General features: G+C 26.6%; 13 protein-coding genes. 12 read left to right on the top strand and 1 reads right to left on the bottom strand.

What is annotated here, in order from left to right; translation table 11 throughout:
* The first annotated feature begins 52 nt into the window (after window positions 1–52).
* From glmS to ACUN06_RS10895, 7 genes are all read left to right on the top strand, one after another.
* A complete protein-coding gene (gene glmS / locus ACUN06_RS10925; protein WP_449389788.1) occupies window positions 53–1,879 on the top strand; it encodes a glutamine--fructose-6-phosphate transaminase (isomerizing) in 1,827 nt (608 codons plus the stop codon).
* A 105-nt stretch (window positions 1,880–1,984) separates the two neighbouring features.
* Window positions 1,985–3,334: a glucose-6-phosphate isomerase gene (locus ACUN06_RS10920; RefSeq protein ID WP_294399145.1), complete on the top strand. Its 1,350-nt coding sequence runs from the start codon at window positions 1,985–1,987 to the stop codon at window positions 3,332–3,334.
* Between the two features lie 116 nt (window positions 3,335–3,450).
* Entirely contained in the window at window positions 3,451–3,723 is a 273-nt protein-coding gene (locus ACUN06_RS10915; RefSeq protein ID WP_291732873.1) for a DUF4176 domain-containing protein, read from the top strand.
* A gap of 214 nt (window positions 3,724–3,937) precedes the next feature.
* The gene (locus ACUN06_RS10910; protein ID WP_449389787.1) at window positions 3,938–6,052 is read left to right on the top strand and encodes a BglG family transcription antiterminator; all 2,115 of its coding nucleotides are present in this window, start codon (window positions 3,938–3,940) and stop codon (window positions 6,050–6,052) included.
* Window positions 6,053–6,054: 2 nt separating this feature from the next.
* On the top strand, window positions 6,055–7,890 hold the full coding sequence (locus tag ACUN06_RS10905) for a PTS mannitol transporter subunit IICBA (RefSeq protein ID WP_449389786.1): 1,836 nt from the start codon (window positions 6,055–6,057) through the stop codon (window positions 7,888–7,890).
* Window positions 7,891–8,053: 163 nt separating this feature from the next.
* Window positions 8,054–9,214 (top strand): mannitol-1-phosphate 5-dehydrogenase, encoded by a 1,161-nt coding sequence (locus ACUN06_RS10900; RefSeq protein ID WP_291732876.1) that lies wholly within the window; start codon window positions 8,054–8,056, stop codon window positions 9,212–9,214.
* Window positions 9,215–9,541: 327 nt separating this feature from the next.
* Window positions 9,542–11,347, top strand: a complete 1,806-nt coding sequence (locus tag ACUN06_RS10895; RefSeq protein WP_449389785.1) for a PTS mannitol transporter subunit IICBA — start codon at window positions 9,542–9,544, stop codon at window positions 11,345–11,347.
* A gap of 215 nt (window positions 11,348–11,562) precedes the next feature.
* Here the strand turns inward: ACUN06_RS10895 and zupT are convergent, their stop codons facing one another.
* Window positions 11,563–12,348, bottom strand: a complete 786-nt coding sequence (gene zupT, locus ACUN06_RS10890; protein ID WP_291732882.1) for a zinc transporter ZupT — start codon at window positions 12,346–12,348, stop codon at window positions 11,563–11,565.
* Between the two features lie 553 nt (window positions 12,349–12,901).
* Between zupT and ACUN06_RS10885 the strand changes: the two genes are divergently transcribed.
* The 5 genes from ACUN06_RS10885 to ACUN06_RS10865 all read left to right on the top strand — a co-directional run bounded on the left by ACUN06_RS10885 (window position 12,902) and on the right by ACUN06_RS10865 (window position 20,073).
* Window positions 12,902–14,236: a CoA-disulfide reductase gene (locus tag ACUN06_RS10885; RefSeq protein WP_449389784.1), complete on the top strand. Its 1,335-nt coding sequence runs from the start codon at window positions 12,902–12,904 to the stop codon at window positions 14,234–14,236.
* A gap of 593 nt (window positions 14,237–14,829) precedes the next feature.
* Window positions 14,830–16,332, top strand: a complete 1,503-nt coding sequence (locus ACUN06_RS10880) for a DUF1846 domain-containing protein (RefSeq protein WP_291735098.1) — start codon at window positions 14,830–14,832, stop codon at window positions 16,330–16,332.
* Between the two features lie 341 nt (window positions 16,333–16,673).
* Window positions 16,674–18,353 (top strand): ribonuclease J, encoded by a 1,680-nt coding sequence (locus ACUN06_RS10875; protein WP_294399159.1) that lies wholly within the window; start codon window positions 16,674–16,676, stop codon window positions 18,351–18,353.
* A 105-nt stretch (window positions 18,354–18,458) separates the two neighbouring features.
* Window positions 18,459–19,304, top strand: coding sequence for a hypothetical protein (locus ACUN06_RS10870; protein ID WP_302569917.1), 846 nt, complete (start codon window positions 18,459–18,461; stop codon window positions 19,302–19,304).
* Between the two features lie 94 nt (window positions 19,305–19,398).
* Window positions 19,399–20,073, top strand: coding sequence for a nitrite/sulfite reductase domain-containing protein (locus ACUN06_RS10865; protein ID WP_291735093.1), 675 nt, complete (start codon window positions 19,399–19,401; stop codon window positions 20,071–20,073).
* The last annotated feature ends 26 nt before the right edge of the window (window positions 20,074–20,099 follow it).

The raw sequence follows: 20,099 nt of genomic DNA, 5'->3' as shown, positions 1-20,099 counted from the left end.
TAAACTAATAAATAAGTTTATAAAAAAATGAAATATGAAAGGAAGAAAATATATGTGCGGAATAGTTGGATATGTAGGAAGTAAGAAAGCAAGTAAGTTTTTAATAGAAGGATTATCAAAATTAGAATATAGAGGATATGATTCAGCAGGGATAGCAGTTATTGATAATGATAAGATTGAAATAAGAAAGCATAAGGGTCGTTTATCAAATCTTGTTGATGAATTATCAAATAAATCAGCAGAAGGAACAATAGGAATTGGACATACAAGGTGGGCAACTCATGGAGAGCCATCAGATGTAAATTCACATCCACATCAAGCATCAAAGGGAGATATAACTGTAGTTCATAATGGAATTATTGAAAACTATAATGAGCTTACAAAATGGTTAAAAAGTGAAGGATATGAATTTAAATCTGCAACAGATACAGAAGTAATTCCAAATTTAATACATTATTATTATAATGGTAATCTTCTTGAAGCTGTAATAAAAGCTAGTGAAAAATTAGAAGGAAGTTATGCCTTAGGGGTAGTTTCTGGACAAGAACCTGATAAAATAGTTGCTGTTAGAAAGGATAGTCCTTTAATAGTTGGAATAGGCCAAGGTGAAACATTTATAGCATCAGATATACCAGCAGTATTAAGTTATACTAGAGATATTTATCTTTTAGAAGATAATGAATTTGTAGTATTAACTAATAATGGGGCCCAAGTTTTTGATAAAAATGGAAATGAAATAAAGAAAGAAATATATAAAGTAACATGGAATGAAGATGCAGCAGAAAAGGGTGGTTATGATTCTTTCATGTTAAAAGAAATTCATGAACAACCAAAAGCTATTAGAGATACAATGACAGGAAGAGTATCTTTAAATGAAAAGATTAATTTAGGTGATTTTAAGCTTACAAAAGAAGAATTAGATAATATAGATAGAATATATATTATTGCATGTGGAACTGCATATAATGCAGGATTAATTGGAAAGGTAGCTATTGAAGATTTAGCAAGAATACCAGTTGAAGTAGCTATAGCATCAGAGTTTAGATATAGAAATCCAATAGTAACTAATAAAACTCTTATAGTTACATTAAGCCAATCAGGGGAAACTGCTGATACATTAGCAGTTCTTAGAGATGCAAAAAAAATAGGTGCTAAGACATTAGCAGTAACAAATGTAGTTGGAAGCAGCATTTCTAGAGAGGCAGATAATGTAATATATACTATGGCTGGTCCAGAAATTGCAGTAGCATCAACTAAGGCATATACAACTCAAGCAGTTGTAATGAACTTATTAGGTATGTATTTAGCTGATTTAAAGGGATTATTAAAATCAGAAGATGAAATTGAAATTAAGGAAGCTTTATTAGAATTACCAAATAAGATAGAAGAAGTATTAGAGAAAAAGCCACAAATTTCAGAAATTGCTAAGATTATAGCAGGAGAAAGAGATTTATTTTATTTAGGAAGAGATGTGGATTATGCATTAGCTATAGAAGGAGCTCTTAAAATAAAAGAAATAGCATATATTCATTCAGAAGCATATGCTGGCGGTGAACTTAAGCATGGTACTATAGCATTAATAGAACCAGGAACTAAATTAATAGCAATATTAACTCAAACTAATTTAAAAGATAAAATGATTAGTAATATAAGAGAAGTTAAATCAAGAGGTGCTGAAATTATTGGTATAGCATATGAAAATGAAGATTTAGATTTATCAGTTTTTGATAAAGTTATAAGAATTCCAAATATATCAACTAGAATAGCACCAATATTAGGAGCGGTTGTATTACAATTATTATCTTATTATGTAGCAAGTGAAAGAGGTTGCGATATAGACAAGCCAAGAAATCTTGCTAAATCAGTAACAGTTGAGTAATAAATTAAATTTATAAGTAAATTAATGGATTATATCGAAGTACAAATTAAGTTGATTTTGATATAGTCCATTTTATTAAAATAAAATTAATGAGGGGATAATAAAATGAGAAATGTATCGTTAGATGTATCAAAATTAAAGGGATTTATTAATGAACATGAAATAGGTTATATGGGGGATATGGTGAATAGTGCACATAATGCTATCCATAATGGAACAGGTGCAGGAAATGACTTTTTAGGATGGTTGGATTTACCTAAAAATTATGATAAAGAAGAATTTGAAAGAATAAAAAATACTGCAGAAAGAATAAAGGAAACTTCAGATGTATTAATAGTAATAGGAATTGGTGGATCATATTTAGGAGCAAGAGCTGCAATTGAAATGTTAACTAGCAATTTTAACAATATATTACCTAAGTCAAAAAGAAAAGCTCCAAAGGTATTTTTCGTAGGAAATAATATAAGTTCTACTTATATATCAGAATTATTTGAAGTTATTGAAGGTATGGATATTTCAGTAAATGTAATATCTAAATCAGGAACAACAACAGAACCAGCAATAGCTTTTAGATTATTTAAAAAGTATATGGAAGAAAAATATGGAGTTGATGAAGCAAGAAAAAGAATTTTTGTAACAACAGATAGAAAAAGAGGAGCATTAAAAGGGTTAGCAAATGAAATGGGATATGAAACATTTGTTATACCTGATAATGTAGGAGGAAGGTTTACTGTATTAACACCAGTTGGATTACTTCCAATTGCAGTTGCTGGAATTAACATTGATGAAATTATGAAGGGGGCAGCAGATGCTAGAGAGAGATATTCTAATGAATTAGTAGAAGAAAATGATTGTTATAAATATGCAGCAATAAGAAATATTTTATATAATAAGGGAAAATCAGTTGAAGTATTAGTTAATTATGAACCATCATTACATTATTTTAATGAATGGTGGAAACAATTATATGGAGAATCAGAAGGAAAAGATAAAAAAGGAATTTTTCCAGCAGCAGTTGACTTTTCAACAGACTTACATTCTATGGGGCAATTTATTCAAGATGGTAGCAGAATAATGTTTGAAACTGTGCTTAATGTTGGAAATGTTAATAAAAATATAGTTATTGGAGAGATGAAAGGTGACGTTGATGGATTAAACTTTTTAAATGGAAAAACTATTGATTATGTAAATAAAAAGGCATTTCAAGGAACTGTATTAGCACATAATGATGGGGGAGTGCCTAATGTTATTATAAATATACCAGAATTAACTCCATATTATTTTGGACAATTGGTTTATTTCTTTGAAAAATCATGTGGAATTAGTGGATATTTATTGGGAATTAATCCATTTAATCAGCCTGGAGTAGAGGAATATAAGAAAAATATGTTTGCACTTTTAGGTAAACCTGGATATGAAGAGCTTAAGGAAAAGTTAGAAAGTAGATTAAAATAAATTTTTAGTATTAAATTAAGATAAAATATAAGGATATTTAATAAATATCTATTATATTTTAAAAGATATATGTATAATCTATAATGATATTACTATTATTATAGGGGGTACATGAATTGGAGAATAAGAAACAAGAACTTTTAGCACTAGGATCTATAGTAGTCTTAAATGGTGGATATAAAAAATTAATGATAATAGGAAGAATGCAGTTACAGGGAAAAGAGGAAAAACTGTGGGATTATTTAGGTGTTTTATATCCAGAAGGTTATTTAGGAGATAATTATAAATTTTTATTTAATAATGAAGATATAAGTGAAGTTATTTTTGAGGGATATTCGGATTTAGAAGATGAAACCTTAAAATTAGCATTAAAAAAGTATAGTGAATAAAAGAAGTGTTTTAGGACACTTCTTTTTTTGTGATAATATAAAAATAGTAAATTATATAAAAAATGATGTATAATTATAAAATAGTTATATTCAAATTTGTCACTAAGTAATAGGGACATTTATACTGTATGAATAGATTGATGTAAACGAATAAAAGATATAAAATAAATTTGTAAGTGATAAGTATTTAAAAATGTCACTAATAGGAGAGCCTATGAAAAAGAAAAAATTAATGTCTAGACAAAAACAAATTATACAAATTTTAACTAAATCAACTAACAAAAATCCAATAACTATTTCTACAATTGCAGAAATTTTAAATGTAAGTTCAAGAACAGTATTAAGGGAAATGCCTAAAATTGAAGAATGGTTAGATGAAAATGGTTTTAATTTTATAAAAAAGCCAGGAGTTGGTTTGATAATAGATGAAAGCTTAGAAAATCAACAATTAATATTAGAACTTTTAGAAGTTGAAAACGTTCAAAAAGAATATAGTAAAGAAGAAAGAAAAAGGATTATTTTAAGTGAGCTATTAATAGCAAAGGAACCATTAAAATTATTTTATTTCACTAATCAATTGAAGGTTTCAGAGGGAACTTTAAGTAATGATTTAGATGGAATTGAAGATTGGTTAAGGGCCTTTGACATAAAGCTTATTAGAAGACAAGGGGTAGGTATTTATTTAGAAGGTAACGAAAAAAATTATAGAAAAGTATTATCAGATATTTTGTACAGGACTTTAGAGGAAAAGGAATTAATAAAACTTTTAAAAAAATCATTAAATAGTCCAAGTAGTGAAAATAGTATAGAGTTTTCAATAGAAAATAGAATGCTTAATTTTATTGATAGAACAATAATAAAAGGTATAGAAAAAATAGTATCTGAATTAGAAGAAAAATTTAATTTTAAACTTATAGATAGTGATTATATTGGACTAGTTGTTCATATATCATTAGCAGTTCAACGTATAAAAAATGGTGAAAAAATTTCTATGGACAAGAGTTCATTAAGTGAGTTAGAGATATTACCTGAATTTGCAGTTGCTACTGAAATTACAGAAAAGTTAGAAAAGGTTTTTACTATTGAAATTCCTAAAGATGAAATAGGATATATAACTATGCATTTAAAGGGAGCAAGATTAAGATTAAATAAGGTAGAAAATGATATTGATTTAGATAATTTAGATATTAAGCAAATTTCTAATTATATAATAACTGAAGTTGAAAATGATTTTAATATTGAAATAATAAATAAGCAAAAGTTAAGTAAAGATATATATAATCATTTAGTTCCTGCAATTAGTAGAATGTCTATGAAGCTTAATATTAGAAATCCATTATTGGAAAATATAAAGGAACAGTATAGTGAAATTTATCATTCTTGTGAAAATGCTTGTGAAATACTAAAAAAAATTACTAAAATAGATAAAATACCAGAATCTGAGGTAGCATATATAGCAATGCATATTGCAGCTGCAATAGAAGAAAATTTAAAAAATGAAAATTTATCAGTTGTAATTGCATGTCCAACAGGAGTTGGAACATCAAAATTATTAGGGGTAAATATAAAAAAAGAATTTCCTAATTTAGATATTAAAAATAGCATATCAGTTATAAATATTGATACTAAAAAATTAAAAGATGATGGAATTGATTTTATAATATCCACAGTAGATTTAGATGTAGATTATAGATATATTTGTTTAAATCCAATGTTTTTACAAAAAGATAAAATAAAATTAAAAGAGTTTATTCATAGATATTCTAAACAAAGAATAACTAAAAAGATAATAAAAAAAGAACTTAAGTGTGATAAAGATAAAATAAAAAATATAACTAATCTTGGGACAGAAATAATATCCATATTAGAAGAAGTAAGAGTAAGAGAAATTAATAATGTAAAAACAGTAAACGATTTAATGGGAATAGCTAGTAGTGTTTTTGCTGAAAATATTAATCATGCAAAAGAAATAAAAAAATTACTATTAGAAAGAGAAGAAAAGTCTAGTACTTATTTAAATGGATTTAATATGATGTTGTTACATTGTAAAGATAAAAAAATTACTTCTTGTAAATTTGGAGTTATAAGATTAAATGAAAAATTAATAGAAGATGGAAAAGAAATTAATTTTGCAATTATTTCTTTAATTCCGGAAAAAAATACACAAACTCAAATAAATATAATGAGTCATATAAATGGAGAAATAATAGAAAGAGAAAGTCTTAGAAATTCTATTATGAAAATCAGTGAAGAAGAATTAACTAGTATTATAGAAAAAATATTAGGTGATTTATATAGAAAGGAATTAAAGAGCGTTATGGAGGAATAAAGATGATTAAGGAAAAGGTTCAAAAGTTTGGTAAGTTTTTAAGCGGAATGGTAATGCCTAATATAGGTGCATTTATAGCTTGGGGATTAATTACTGCATTGTTCATACCAGCAGGGTGGTTTCCTAATGAGCAATTAGGAAGTTTAGTTGATCCAATGTTAAAATATTTACTTCCTTTATTAGTTGGATATACAGGTGGTAGAGTAGTTGGAGATGTAAGAGGTGGAGTATTAGGTGCTATTGCAACTGCAGGAGTTATAGTTGGTGCAGATATTCCAATGTTTATTGGAGCAATGATAATGGGACCATTAGGTGGATATACTATTAAGAAGTTTGATAAAGCTATTGAAGGTAAAGCTCCAGCTGGATTTGAAATGTTAATTAATAATTTTTCAGTTGGAATTATTGGTGTAATACTTGCTATAGTTGGATTTTATGCTATAGGGCCAGTTGTTGTTGTTGTAACTGATGCATTTAAGTTTGGAGTTGAAGTAATAATTTCTAAGGGATTACTTCCTTTAGTATCAATATTTATTGAACCAGCTAAAGTGTTATTTTTAAATAATGCAATAAATCATGGAATTATAGCTCCAATTGGAATAGAGCAAACGCAAGAATTTGGTAAATCAATAATGTATTTATTAGAAGCAAATCCAGGACCAGGACTTGGAGTACTGTTAGCATATTGTTTATATAGTAAAGGTGGAGTGAAGCAATCAGCACCAGGAGCAGCAATTATACATGCATTAGGAGGAATTCATGAAATTTATTTCCCATATGTATTAATGAATCCAGTATTAATAATAGCTCCAATAGTTGGTAGCGCAGCAGGAATATTAATATTTTCAATTTTTAATGCTGGACTAGTGGCTATACCATCTCCAGGAAGTATATTTGCTTTAATGGCATTAGCTCCAAAGGGTGGATTAATAGGAGTTTTAGCAGGAGTTCTAGCTTCAACAGCAGTATCATTTGTTGTTGCAGCACCATTAGTTAAAAAAGCTAGTAAAAAATTAAGTGATGATGAGGAAGTTACTTCTGAAAATGAAAAAGTAGTAATTAATAAAGAAGTAATTAATAAAATTGTATTTGCTTGTGATGCTGGAATGGGTTCAAGTGCAATGGGAGCAACAAAGTTTAGAAATAGAATAAAGAATTTTGCTTCAAACATAACAGTTATTAATTCATCAGTTGACACAATACCATCAGATGCAGATATAGTAGTAAGCCATAAGAAGTTAGAAGAAAGAGCAAGAAAGAATTCACCTCAAGCAAACCATGTATTTATAGAAAATTTCTTACAAGATAGTAAATTGGACAAGTTATATTCTATATTAGAAAGTAGAGCAGGTGGAAAAGTAGAACCTCAAGAATGTGTTGTAGAAGAGGTAGCAGCATCAGCACAAGTTAAGGAAACTTCAATATTAAAGAGTGATAATATAATCTTAGGATTAAAAAGCGAAAGTAAGGAAGAGGCTATAGAAAGAGCAGGTAAGATGCTAGTTAAAGAAGGTTATGTTAATAATAATTATATAGCTGCAATGCAAGAAAGAGAAAAGATAGTATCAACTTATATTGGAATGGGAATAGCAATTCCACATGGTGTTGGAGAAGCTAAAAAAGAGGTTAAGGAATCTGGTATAGTTGTACTTCAATATCCAGATGGTGTAGTTTTTGGTGATGATTTGGCATACTTAGTAATTGGTATAGCTGGAGTTGGAGATGATCATTTAGAAATATTATCAAATATAGCAACTTCATTAGAAGATGAAACATTAGTAGATAAACTTAAAAATACAAATAATAAATTTGAAATACTTCAAACATTTAATAAATAATAATTTAATAAATTTGAAATTATTTAAGGATAACTTAATAATGCTAGGTAGTTATGAAAACTATTTCTTAAGTTTGGTTAGAGATTTTTAGAAAAGTATAGTTAATTATTTTTAAAATTTTAATATTTTGTATCTTAAATAGTGATAAAGGGAGGAGTTATTAATGAAAAAAGCAATTCAATTTGGAGCAGGGAATATAGGTAGGGGGTTTATAGGAGCATTATTATCTAAAGCTGGATATCATGTAGTATTTGCAGATGTAAATACTGAAATAATTAATAAAATTAATAGTGATAAAAAATATACAATACATGTAATGGATACTATATGTTCAGAAGAAGAAATTAGCAATATAAGTGGTGTTATATCAACTAGTGATGAAATATATAAAGAAATAGTTGAAGCTGAAATTATAACTACTGCAGTTGGACCTGTTGTTTTACCAAGAATAGCACCAACAATAGCAAAAGGTATAGCTCTTAGAAAAGAAAAGGGAATAAAAACTTACTTAAATGTAATAGCTTGTGAAAATGCAATTAAAGCTAGTTCACAACTTGAAGAAGAAGTTAAGAAGTATTTAAATGAAGAGGAAATTGAATATTTAAAAGAATTTGTAGGATTCCCAAATTGTTCAGTAGACAGAATAGTTCCACCAGTAAAAAGTGAAAATATTTTAGATGTTGTAGTTGAAAACTATTATGAGTGGAATGTTGAAAAAAGTGCATTTAAAGGTGAAATACCTAAAATAGAAGGAATGAACTTAGTAGATAATTTAATGGCATATATAGAAAGAAAATTATTTACATTAAATACTGGACATGCAATAACAGCTTACTTTGGGTATTTAAAGGGATATGAAACTATAGAAGAAAGTATTAAAGATGAAGTAATTTATGGATTTGTTAAAAATGCAATGATTGAAAGTGGAAAAGGATTAATTGCTAAATATAATTTTGATGAAGAAGCTCATTATAAATATATAGATAAAATAATAGATAGATTTAAAAATCCATATTTAAAGGATGATGTAGCAAGGGTTGGAAGAGAGCCTTTAAGAAAGTTAAATGAAAATGATAGATTAATAAAACCATTAATTACAGCAAGAGGATTTAATATTAATACAGATAACTTATTATTAGGGGTAGGTGCAGCACTTCATTATGATAATAAAGAGGATTCTCAAAGTGTGCAATTACAAAGCTTAATTAATGAAAAAGGTATTAAGGCTTCTTTAGCTGAAATATCAAAAATATCAGGTGATACTGATGTACTAGATAAGATAGAAAAATATTATGATGAAGTTAAAGGTTTAATAGGAGCATAATATTTTTTATATAAATATTTAAAACTTAAAATTTAATCTCTAAAAAAGTGATACTAAAGGTAATATATAAAGTACTTTTGGTGTCATTTTTTATTTTATTGCAAAGTATAAATTTTTGAAAAAGTAAATTTAATGATATTAATGAATTTTAAAAGTTAAAATTTATAAAATTGATATTACAAAGTGGAAATAGCAATAGCCACTTTTTAATGTAATAAATATTTAACAAACTTTTAAATGGTTAGTATAAAGTAATTGATATTAAAGGGTTATAAGGATAAAATTAGCATATAAGGTTTAAATGTAAACTAGGGGAGAGGAATAGTAATGATTAGAAGCAATGTACAAAAGATTGGGAGTTTTATAAGTAGTATGATTATACCCAATATAGGTGCATTTATAGCATGGGGTTTTATTGCAGCTATATTTAGTCCAACAGGATGGTTTCCAAATGAAAGAATATCTACATTAATAGATCCATTAAAGAATTATTTATTGCCACTATTAGTTGGATATACAGGTGGAAAAGTAACTGGTGGTGCAAGAGGAGGAATAGTTGCATCAATAGCAACTATAGGTGTAATATGTGGAGCTAATATTCCAATGATTTTAGGAGCAATAATAATAGGACCAGTGTCTGGATATCTTATAAAAAAACTTGATATAAAGTTAAAGGATAAGATTCCTTATGGTTTTGAAATGTTAGTAAATAACTTTTCACTTGCTTTTATGGGTATTATATTAGCAATAATAGGTTTAGTTATAATTGGACCAAGTATAATTATTGTGGATAAGATAATGAATAAAGGAGTTTATTTTATTATTAGAAATGGATTATTACCGTTATTAGCAATTTTTATAGAACCAATAAAGGTATTGTTTTTAAATAATGTGATGAATCATGGAATAATAAATATAATAGCAATGGATCAAATTACGGAGTATGGAAAATCAATATTATATTTATTAGAAGCAAATCCAGGTCCGGGATTAGGTGTAATATTATCATATTATATATATAGTAAAGGCGTAATGAAACAGTTTGTACCAAGTGCTGCTATAATTCAGTTTTTTGGAGGGATTCATGAAATATATTTCCCATACATATTATTAAATCCACAATTGTTAATAGCTGCAATTATTGGTAATACTGTTTCTATAATGATTTTTTTGATTTTTAATACAGGTTTAATATCACTTGCATCACCAGGAAGTATTTTTTCTATAATGATGCTATCTTATAAAGGTGATATTTTAAAAAACTTATTAGGTGTTTTTGGTGGTGCAATAGTTTCATTTTTTATAGCTACAATTTTGCTAAAAAGAAAATATAGAAAAAATGTAGACATAAATATTAATAAAAAAAATAAAAATGAATTAAATTTTGATATTAAAAGTATTAAAAAAATAGTTTTTGCATGTGATGTAGGAATGGGATCAAGTGCAATGGGGGCAAGAAATTTTATAAATAAAATAAAGGATTTTAAATTAGATATAGAAGTAATTAATTCATCTATAAGCAATATACCAAGTGATTCAGATATAATAATAACTCACAAAGGATTACTAGGAGGTATAAAAAAAGATATAAATAAATCCAAGATTATTTGTATAGAAAATTTTTTAGAAGATGATACATTAGAACTTTTATATGAAAAATTTAAAAAGGAGTACAATAGTAATGTTGATAATACATATCATATTCAAAGTAATGAATTATTAAATGAAAAAAATATTTTGCTAAACTTAGAAAATGAATCTAAAGAAGAAGCTATTATAAGAGCTGGTAATTTATTATTTAATAATGGATATGTTGGATATGAGTATATAAATTCTATGCTAGAAAGGGAAAAAAGAATATCAACATATATAGGATATGGAGTTGCTATGCCTCATGGAACAGAATTTGGAAAGGAACAAGTTAAAAAGGCAGGAATTGTGGTTTTACAATATCCTGAAGGGATAAATTTTGGTGGTCAAAAAGCATATTTATTAATTGCTATTGCAGCAAAGGGAGAGGAGCATTTAGAAATATTATCAAATATAGCTCAAGCATTAGGTGATGTTGAAGCAATAGAAAATTTAAAAACAACTAAAAATTCAAAAGATGTATTAAAAGTATTTAATTTATAATAACTATGCCATCTAAATTAATCTATTTATTAGATTAATTTAGATGGCAGTTTTTTTAGGAAATTGTAATATCATTTATAAAATTATATGCAATTTCAATTAAGGTATATACAATTCCTATTAATGCAATTGAGCTTAAAAAAATCATATAATCCTCCAAAATTAATTTTATATTATTATTTTAATAAAAAAAATTAAAGTTATTCAAGATAATATTAAATTGATGTAAAAATATGAGTTAAGGGCATCATGCAAAATCCTAAAAATGTAGATATTAATGCAATTTTTGAATATCCATATTTTTGAGAGGATGGAATAAGTTCAGCAAGTGATATATATAGCATTATTCCACAAACAACAGCAAAAATAATTCCTAATATAAGGTCATTAATGAAAGGCTTTAAACATAAAAATGCAATTAATGCACCAAGGGGTTCAGCCATACCAGATAAGAAGGCATATTTTATAGCCTTATATCTGCTTTTGGTAGCAAAATATATTGGCATTGCAATAGCTATACCTTCTGGAATATTATGAAGTGCAATAGCTATAGTAACTGTAATGCCAAGGGAAGTATCTTGATAACTTGAAACAAATGTTGCTATACCTTCAGGAAAGTTATGTATCATCAAAGCAATTGTTGAAACTAAACCAACTCTAAAAATATCAAAGTTATTATCATATTTAATATCATGATTTGGTGTGCTTTCAGGAATTAAAAGGTCTATTAAATATGCTATTATTGCACCAATTAGCATGAAAAAAATTGACCATAATATACCCGGTGTATTTCCATGATATTTTGATATAGAACTTTCAGCAGTAGGAAATAAATCCATAAAAGACACAGCAATCATTACTCCAGCTGAAAAACCTAAAGCAAAGGTTAAAAATTTTTCATTTTTACTTTGGGTAAAAAATATTATTATAGCACCTACAAGTGTAGATAAACCTGCTATAGTTGATAAAAGTAATGGAAATAAAGAATTATTATAAAACATTTTAAACCTCTCTACTTATTATTACATAAGTATTTTATGATTATAAAGTTATAAAAAGAATATAAAATGGTATAATTATATAAAAATCAGTATAATGAACACATTATATTTGAAATTACTATTATAAAGGGATATAACGATAATGAAGAGTAGGTTAATAAATTAAAAAGTATAATTGATAAAATAAAACCAGATAAAGTTGTTGTTTCAAGAATAGATAATGAAATATTTAAAAATAAGATTGGTATATCATATGAAGAGTTATAAAAGATATCAAAAGAAATATTAAAATAAAACTAAATTTTTGTAGGGAATATTAATTTTAGTAATTTAGAAAATATTAAATCAAGAATTAAAATAATTAATATATTTTTTAGTATATAAAAAAATAAATTTATTTAAAGATATAAATTTATATTATTATTTTTTTGAAATTTCATTTATAATAAAAATAAATATTATTTAAAAAATGGTTTATTTTTATATAAACATAAGAAAAGTAATAAAGTATAAATAATTGATAATTCAATTACAGAAGAGGATGGTGTTTAAGATGAAAGTTATAATCATTGGTGGTATAGCAGCAGGAATGAGTGCAGCTGCTAAATTTAAAAGACTTTCACCAAATGACGATGTTGTAGTATATGAAAAAGGTGATATAGTTTCTTTTGGTGCTTGTGGACTACCATATTATGTTGGAGGATTCTTTGATGATTCAAATGAAATGATAGCAAGAACTCCAGAAGCATTTAGAGAAGCAGGAGTAGAAATACATACAAAACATGAAGTAACAAATGTAGATTTTTCTAACAAAAAGGTAACAGTAAAAAATCTTAATACAAATGAAGTGTTAGAAGAAAGTTATGATAAGTTAATGATTGCTAGTGGAGCAAGAGCAATAATTCCACCAATTAAAAATATTGATTTAGAAAATGTAGTTACATTAAAATCAATGGATGATGGGAATAAATTAAGAGAATTAATGTCAAAGGAAGAAAATAAAAAAATTGCTATTATAGGTGCTGGTTTTATAGGTCTTGAAGCTGCTGAAGCAGCAAAACATAGAGGAAAGGAAGTTACTGTTATTCAACTTCAAGATAGAGTTCTTCAAGAGGTATTTGATAAGGATATAACTGATCTTTTAGAAGAAGAATTAAGAGAAAATGGTGTTAATCTTTTATTATCAGAAACAGTAACTGAACTTATAGGTGATGCAAAAGTTTCTAAGGTGAAAACAAATAAAAGAGAAATTGAAGCTGATATAGTTATACTTGCAACTGGTGTAAAACCAAATACTGATTTCTTAAATTGTGATGAAATAAAAATGATTAGAAATGGTGCAATTGTAGTTGATAAGTATGGAAGAACATCGGTTGAAGATGTATATGCAGCTGGTGACTGTGCAACTATAAATAGTTTAATTACTGATAGGGAAATATATGTACCACTTGCAACTGGGGCTAATAAGCTTGGAAGAATAGTTGGGGAAAATTTAGCTGGACAAAATAATTCTTTCCAAGGTTCTATGGCATCAAGTTGTATTAAAGTTATGGATATGGAAGCGGCTAGAACTGGTCTTTCAGAAAAGGAAGTTTTAAATTTAGGATTTAATTACAAAACTAAATTTATAACAGATATGAATCAAACTAGCTATTATCCTGGAAGAGAAAGAATTTATGTTAAACTTATTTATGATGCACATACTAGGGTTATTTTAGGTGGGCAAGTAGCTGGATATAAAGATGCAGTTCAAAGATGTAATGTTTTAGCTGCATGTATTTATGCAAAGATGACAACAGAACAATTAGGAATGTTAGATCTTTGTTATGCTCCACCATTTTCAAGAACATGGGATGTACTTAATGTGGCAGGAAATGTTTCAAAATAGAAGAAGATAATATTTAATAAATTTTTATATTAGTAAAATGACTTGGTCAATTCTGCCAAGTCATTTTATTATAAGATATATATTAAGAAGTAAATTTTTTATAGTTTTAAATTTGAAATTTATAATGTATTAAGTGTTACAGATAAATATATAAATAATATTAGTTATAGTAGATATAAAATTAAAACAAGTAATGATTAAAATATAGTGTTTAATAAGTATATGAATGTGTTATATCAAAATGTTGTTAACAACATTTTGATATAACACATTCATAAGCATAGATAAATAATATATTTTATAGAAGTATATAGATTAAATTAATTACAATTAAAATAAGATAATAAATGAACAGTAATGAGGAACTTTCAAAAAGTATATTTTATTTGACGAATTATAAATATTCTGAATAAATTAAATTTCGTATTTTATAGTTTACTTTATGAAAATTTTATGTAATAATATTATATATTTTGTGCCTAATTAATAAAAAGAATTAAATTTTTATTAAATAGTTGCAATTTAACATAAATGGATTTAGTAATATAAATCTCTTTATGTTAAAAAAAAACTATAAAATTAGGAGTGGACATATGAAAATAGGATTTGATCATGAAAAGTATTTAGAAGAGCAATCAAAGTACATATTAGAAAGAGTAAATAACTATGATAAGTTATACTTAGAATTTGGAGGAAAACTTTTATTTGATTTACATGCAAAAAGAGTTTTACCAGGATTTGATGAAAATGCAAAAATAAAATTATTACACAAATTAAGAGATAAAGCAGAAGTTGTTATAGCAGTATATGCAGGTGATATCGAAAGAAACAAAATTAGAGGTGATTTCGGAATTACTTATGACATGGATGTTTTAAGATTAATAGACGATTTAAGAAGTTATGATTTAGAAGTTAATTCGGTTGTAATAACTAGATATAATGATCAACCTTCAGCTACTGTTTTCATAAACAAGTTAGAAAGACGTGGAATAAAAGTTTATAAGCATAGAGCTACTAAGGGATATCCAACAGATGTTGATACTATAGTTAGTGAAGAAGGATATGGACAAAATCCATATATCGAAACAAGCAAACCAATAGTAGTTGTTACTGCACCAGGACCAGGAAGTGGTAAGCTTGCTACATGCTTAAGTCAATTATATCATGAAAATAAGAGAGGAAATGTTGCAGGATATTCTAAGTTTGAAACATTCCCAGTATGGAATGTTCCATTAAAACATCCATTAAACATAGCTTATGAAGCAGCAACAGTTGATTTAAAAGATGTTAACATGATAGATTACTTCCATTTAGAAGCATATGGAGAAACTGCTGTTAACTATAACAGAGATTTAGAAACATTCCCAGTACTTAAGAGAATAATAGAAAAAATTACTGGAAAAGAATCAGTTTATAAATCACCAACAGATATGGGAGTTAATAGAGTTGGATTTGGTATAGTTGATGATGAAGTAGTTAAGGAAGCTTCAAGACAAGAAATAATAAGAAGATATTTTAAAACTGGATGTGAATATAAAAAAGGTTATGTAGATAAGGAAATATTTGAGCATGCAAAGCTAATAATGGAACAAGTTAACTTAAAGGAAGAAGATAGAAAAGTTGTTCTTCCAGCAAGAGAACGTGCAGCTAAGTTAAAAGAAGAAAATGCTGAAATTTGCACAGCAGTTGCCATGGAATTAGAAGATGGAGTTATTGTTACAGGTAAAGGATCACAATTATTAGATGCATCAGCAGCAGCTTTATTAAATTCAATAAAATATTTAGCTAATATAGCTGATGATATACATTTAATATCTCCAGTTATCTTACAACCAATTTTAGATTTAAAATCTAAAACATTAGGAAATAAAAAAGTATCTTTAAATTGTGAAGAAGTATTAATTGCATTAAGTATTTCAGCAGCAACTAATCCAACAGCACAAGTTGCTATGGATAAGTTAGCAATGCTTAAAGGAGCTCAAGCTCATTCAGTTACTATACTTCCAACAAGTGATGAACAGACATTTAGAAAGCTTGGAATAGATGTAACTTGTGATGCAGAATATGCTTCAGAAAGCCTATTTTATAATGACTAAATTAATAAATTAAAATGACAAAGGAAATTTCGAATATTAAGCATAATAAGCTTAAATGAAATGACCTTTGTCATTAATTTTTTATAAAAATTTATTTTAAACTAAATTGGGATATGTATAAATTTTTAGTGTCCACAGTCATTAGCCAGGTATTAGGACATAAAACAATTAAATAAAAGAATTGTAGATAGTATAATTGTTTTAGTATCAAAAATTCACTAAAGAAGAGCCTTTCATGAAAATATTAAATTCTTGATTGTTAAAATAGTAACCATTAAGAAATATTAGGAATAACTAATAAATTGCAAAGGAATAATAAATATAAGGAAGTTGATAAAACAATGAAAGGAAATGTTTTAATGAGTGAGGAAAAAGTAAAAATAATTCCACTTGGTGGGTTAGGTGAAATAGGGAAAAATATTACAGCTTTTGAATGTGATGATGAAATTATAGTTATAGATTGCGGAATTTCATTTCCAGATGAAGAAATGTATGGAGTAGATTTAATAATACCTGATATATGGTATTTAAAAAATAATATAAAAAAAGTAAAAGGAATATTTTTAACGCATGGGCATGAAGATCATATAGGGGCATTACCTTATGTGTTAAAAGAAATAAATGTACCTGTTTATGGGACAAAATTGACAATAGGTATTGTAAAAACAAAATTAAAAGAGCATAAATTATTAAATAGTGTAAAGTTAAATAATGTTGAAGTAGGGGATGTTATTAAGTTTAATAAGTTTAAGGTTGAATTTATTAGAAATACTCATAGCATAGCTGATTCTTGTAGTTTAGCTTTATTTACTCCAGTTGGAATAATACTTCATACTGGTGATTTTAAGATAGATTATACTCCAATTGATGGAGAAACAATGGACTTGCAAAGAATATCTAACTTAGGTAAAGAAGGTGTTACTTTGCTTATGGCTGATAGTACCAATGTGGAAAGAAAGGGGCATTCATTATCAGAAAGGAGTATAGGATATACATTAGAAAAAATAATTAGTAAAGCTAAGGGAAGAGTTATTGTTGCTACTTTTGCGTCTAATATACATAGAATGCAGCAAATAGTTGATGCATCAATAAAAAATAATAGAAAAATTGTTTTTAATGGAAGAAGTATGGAAAATATATCAAAAGTTGCTATTGAGTTGGGGTATCTTCATATACCAGATTCTGAAATTTTAATTATTGATGATTTAAAAAATTACGAAAATAATCAAATAACATTAATTACAACTGGTAGTCAAGGAGAACCTATGGCTTCATTGGCAAGAATAGCATTTTCTAATCATAGAAAAATACTTATAGAACCAAATGATACTTTTATTATTTCTGCATCACCAATTCCAGGAAATGATAGATTAATTTCTAGAGTTATAAATGAATTATTTAGAAAGGGGGCAGATGTAGTATATGAGGATTTAGAAGCTGTTCACGTTTCTGGTCATGCATATCAAGAAGAATTAAAGTTAATACATACTTTAGTTCATCCTAAATATTTTATGCCTATACATGGAGAATATAGGCATTTAAAGCATCATGGTGATTTAGCTGAAAAGTTAGGAATGGATAAAAATAATATATTTATTTTAGAAACTGGAAATATATTAGAACTTACAAATGAGGGGTGTAAAAAGGGAGGAAAGGTTAAAACAGGAGCTGTATTTGTTGATGGTTTAGGTGTTGGCGATGTTGGTAATATTGTTTTAAGGGATAGAAGGCATTTAGCTCAAGATGGAATGTTGACTATAGTTGTAGCAATTGATAGGGAAGCTTTAATTATTGTATCAGGACCTGATGTTATTACAAGGGGATTTGTATATGTTAAAGAATCAGAAGAATTAATTAATAAAGTTAAAGAAATATCAATTATAGAAGTTGAAAGGTGTTTAGAGTTAGGGGTTATTGAATGGTATGTATTAAAAAGCAATATGAAAAAAGCTACAGAAAATTATATTTATGAAAAAACTAAAAGAAGGCCAACTATAATTCCAATAATAATGGAAACATAAAAGTTTAAAAACAAAAGTTTACAAATAACTTATCGATTTGATAAATTATTAAAAAAAGTATATAATTGTTATGTAAACATTTAATAAGGGGAAAAGGGGAAAAAAATGAATATGAGCACAACAAAAAGGTATCAAGATATATTACAGGAACTTTCAAAAACTCCAAGAGAAGATGTAGTTAAGTTTAGAAATAAATATGAAGAAGCTTTAAATGAGTTTTTAGAATTAAAAGAAGTTTATACTATAGCTTCAAAAAAATCTTCATTAGAAGAAATTAAAAATAATACTGCTAAGCCATTATGTGCTTTGAATCATAAAAAATTACCAACAATATGGTTTTTTTCAGAAAGAGAATTTGCCCAAGATTTTGTAAATCATTTTAGATTAATTAAAGATGAAGTTGAATATATAAGGGTATTAAAAGGTGAAGAAATAATAGAAGCTATTAAATATGGGGTATTTAATGGTATTTATCAATTTTCTATAGATGAAGGAAAATGTACTATGGTTATGGTACCATATGATTTGTTAAATATACATTTTAATAAAGTTGGAAAAGAAAATTTTCTAGAAAAAAATCAATATGAATTAATGATTTTATTTACTATGATGAAGTTTTATGGAAAAGTTATTTATGCAATTGAAAGTGATGAATTAAATGTTAATGGAAATTATAAATTAGCATATGATAGAAGTGGAATTATTAATTTATTTGAAAATAAAGATGATGCTAATACACATAAATATGATATTGGATATGGAAGAAAAGAAGTTAAAGCATTAAATATAATTGAATTTAGAAATATTATTAATTCAATTGAAAATGAAAAAGAAAATATTAAAATTGAAATTAAGGAAAATGTATTTGAAATTAATATTAAAAAGTTAAAATATATATTAAATGAAATGATAGAAAATAGAAATAAAAAACTGTCTATAATAATAAGATAGTTTTTTACTTTCTAATAAAAATTGTATATAATACATAAGTGAAATATATGAATTTTAAATTTTAGTTTTTTAGACTTGAAAGGAGTTTTTATCTATGAAAGATTTATTAGATAAGGGAGCTGTAATACAAAGGGATATGGAAACATATGCAATAGCACCACATTTAATAGGAGGATTAATAACGCCAAAACAGCTTAGAGATATAGCAGATGTTGCGGAAAAATATAATGCTTCTGCCGTAAAGGTTACAGGTGCTCAAAGAATTGCAATAGTTGGAATAAAGGAAGAAGATATAGATAATGCATGGTTAGATTTAGGAATGAAGCCAGGAGCAGCTATAGGGTTATGTGTAAGAAGTGTAAAGATATGTCCAGGAACAACTTTCTGTAAAAGAGGATTACAAGATTCAGTTGCAATAGGAGCTAAATTAGATGGAGCATTCCATGGAAGAAACCTTCCTAATAAATTAAAAATTGGAGTAAGTGGATGTCCAAATAGCTGTGCTGATAGTCATACTAGAGATATTGGATTAATTGGAGGTCCAAAAGGATGGATTCTTTACCTTGGAGGAAGAGGTGGAGTTATTCCTAGATTAGGTGATAGAATTGCTATGAATATTCCAGATGATAAAATTTTTGATGTTGTTGAAAGAGTAATTGACATTTATGCAGAAAATGGTCAAGGTAGAGAAAGACTAGGGAATTACATAGATAGAATTGGATTAGAAGAATTTAAAAAACAATTAAATATTGAAGAATTTTTAAAATAATTGAAAATGGCAAATAGTTATAGACA

Source organism: Clostridium sp. ETTB3 (assembly GCF_053571985.1).
Note: the sequence above shows the minus strand (reverse complement) of the source record. Positions and strands in the feature narration are given on the sequence as shown.

Coding starts and splice junctions, on each gene's coding strand:
- glmS (WP_449389788.1), top strand. CDS start 53: ATGTGCGGAATAGTTGGATATGTAGGAAGTAAGAAAGCAAGTAAGTTT.
- ACUN06_RS10920 (WP_294399145.1), top strand. CDS start 1,985: ATGAGAAATGTATCGTTAGATGTATCAAAATTAAAGGGATTTATTAAT.
- ACUN06_RS10910 (WP_449389787.1), top strand. CDS start 3,938: ATGAAAAAGAAAAAATTAATGTCTAGACAAAAACAAATTATACAAATT.
- ACUN06_RS10905 (WP_449389786.1), top strand. CDS start 6,055: ATGATTAAGGAAAAGGTTCAAAAGTTTGGTAAGTTTTTAAGCGGAATG.
- ACUN06_RS10900 (WP_291732876.1), top strand. CDS start 8,054: ATGAAAAAAGCAATTCAATTTGGAGCAGGGAATATAGGTAGGGGGTTT.
- ACUN06_RS10895 (WP_449389785.1), top strand. CDS start 9,542: ATGATTAGAAGCAATGTACAAAAGATTGGGAGTTTTATAAGTAGTATG.
- zupT (WP_291732882.1), bottom strand. CDS start 12,348: ATGTTTTATAATAATTCTTTATTTCCATTACTTTTATCAACTATAGCA.
- ACUN06_RS10885 (WP_449389784.1), top strand. CDS start 12,902: ATGAAAGTTATAATCATTGGTGGTATAGCAGCAGGAATGAGTGCAGCT.
- ACUN06_RS10880 (WP_291735098.1), top strand. CDS start 14,830: ATGAAAATAGGATTTGATCATGAAAAGTATTTAGAAGAGCAATCAAAG.
- ACUN06_RS10875 (WP_294399159.1), top strand. CDS start 16,674: ATGAAAGGAAATGTTTTAATGAGTGAGGAAAAAGTAAAAATAATTCCA.
- ACUN06_RS10870 (WP_302569917.1), top strand. CDS start 18,459: ATGAATATGAGCACAACAAAAAGGTATCAAGATATATTACAGGAACTT.
- ACUN06_RS10865 (WP_291735093.1), top strand. CDS start 19,399: ATGAAAGATTTATTAGATAAGGGAGCTGTAATACAAAGGGATATGGAA.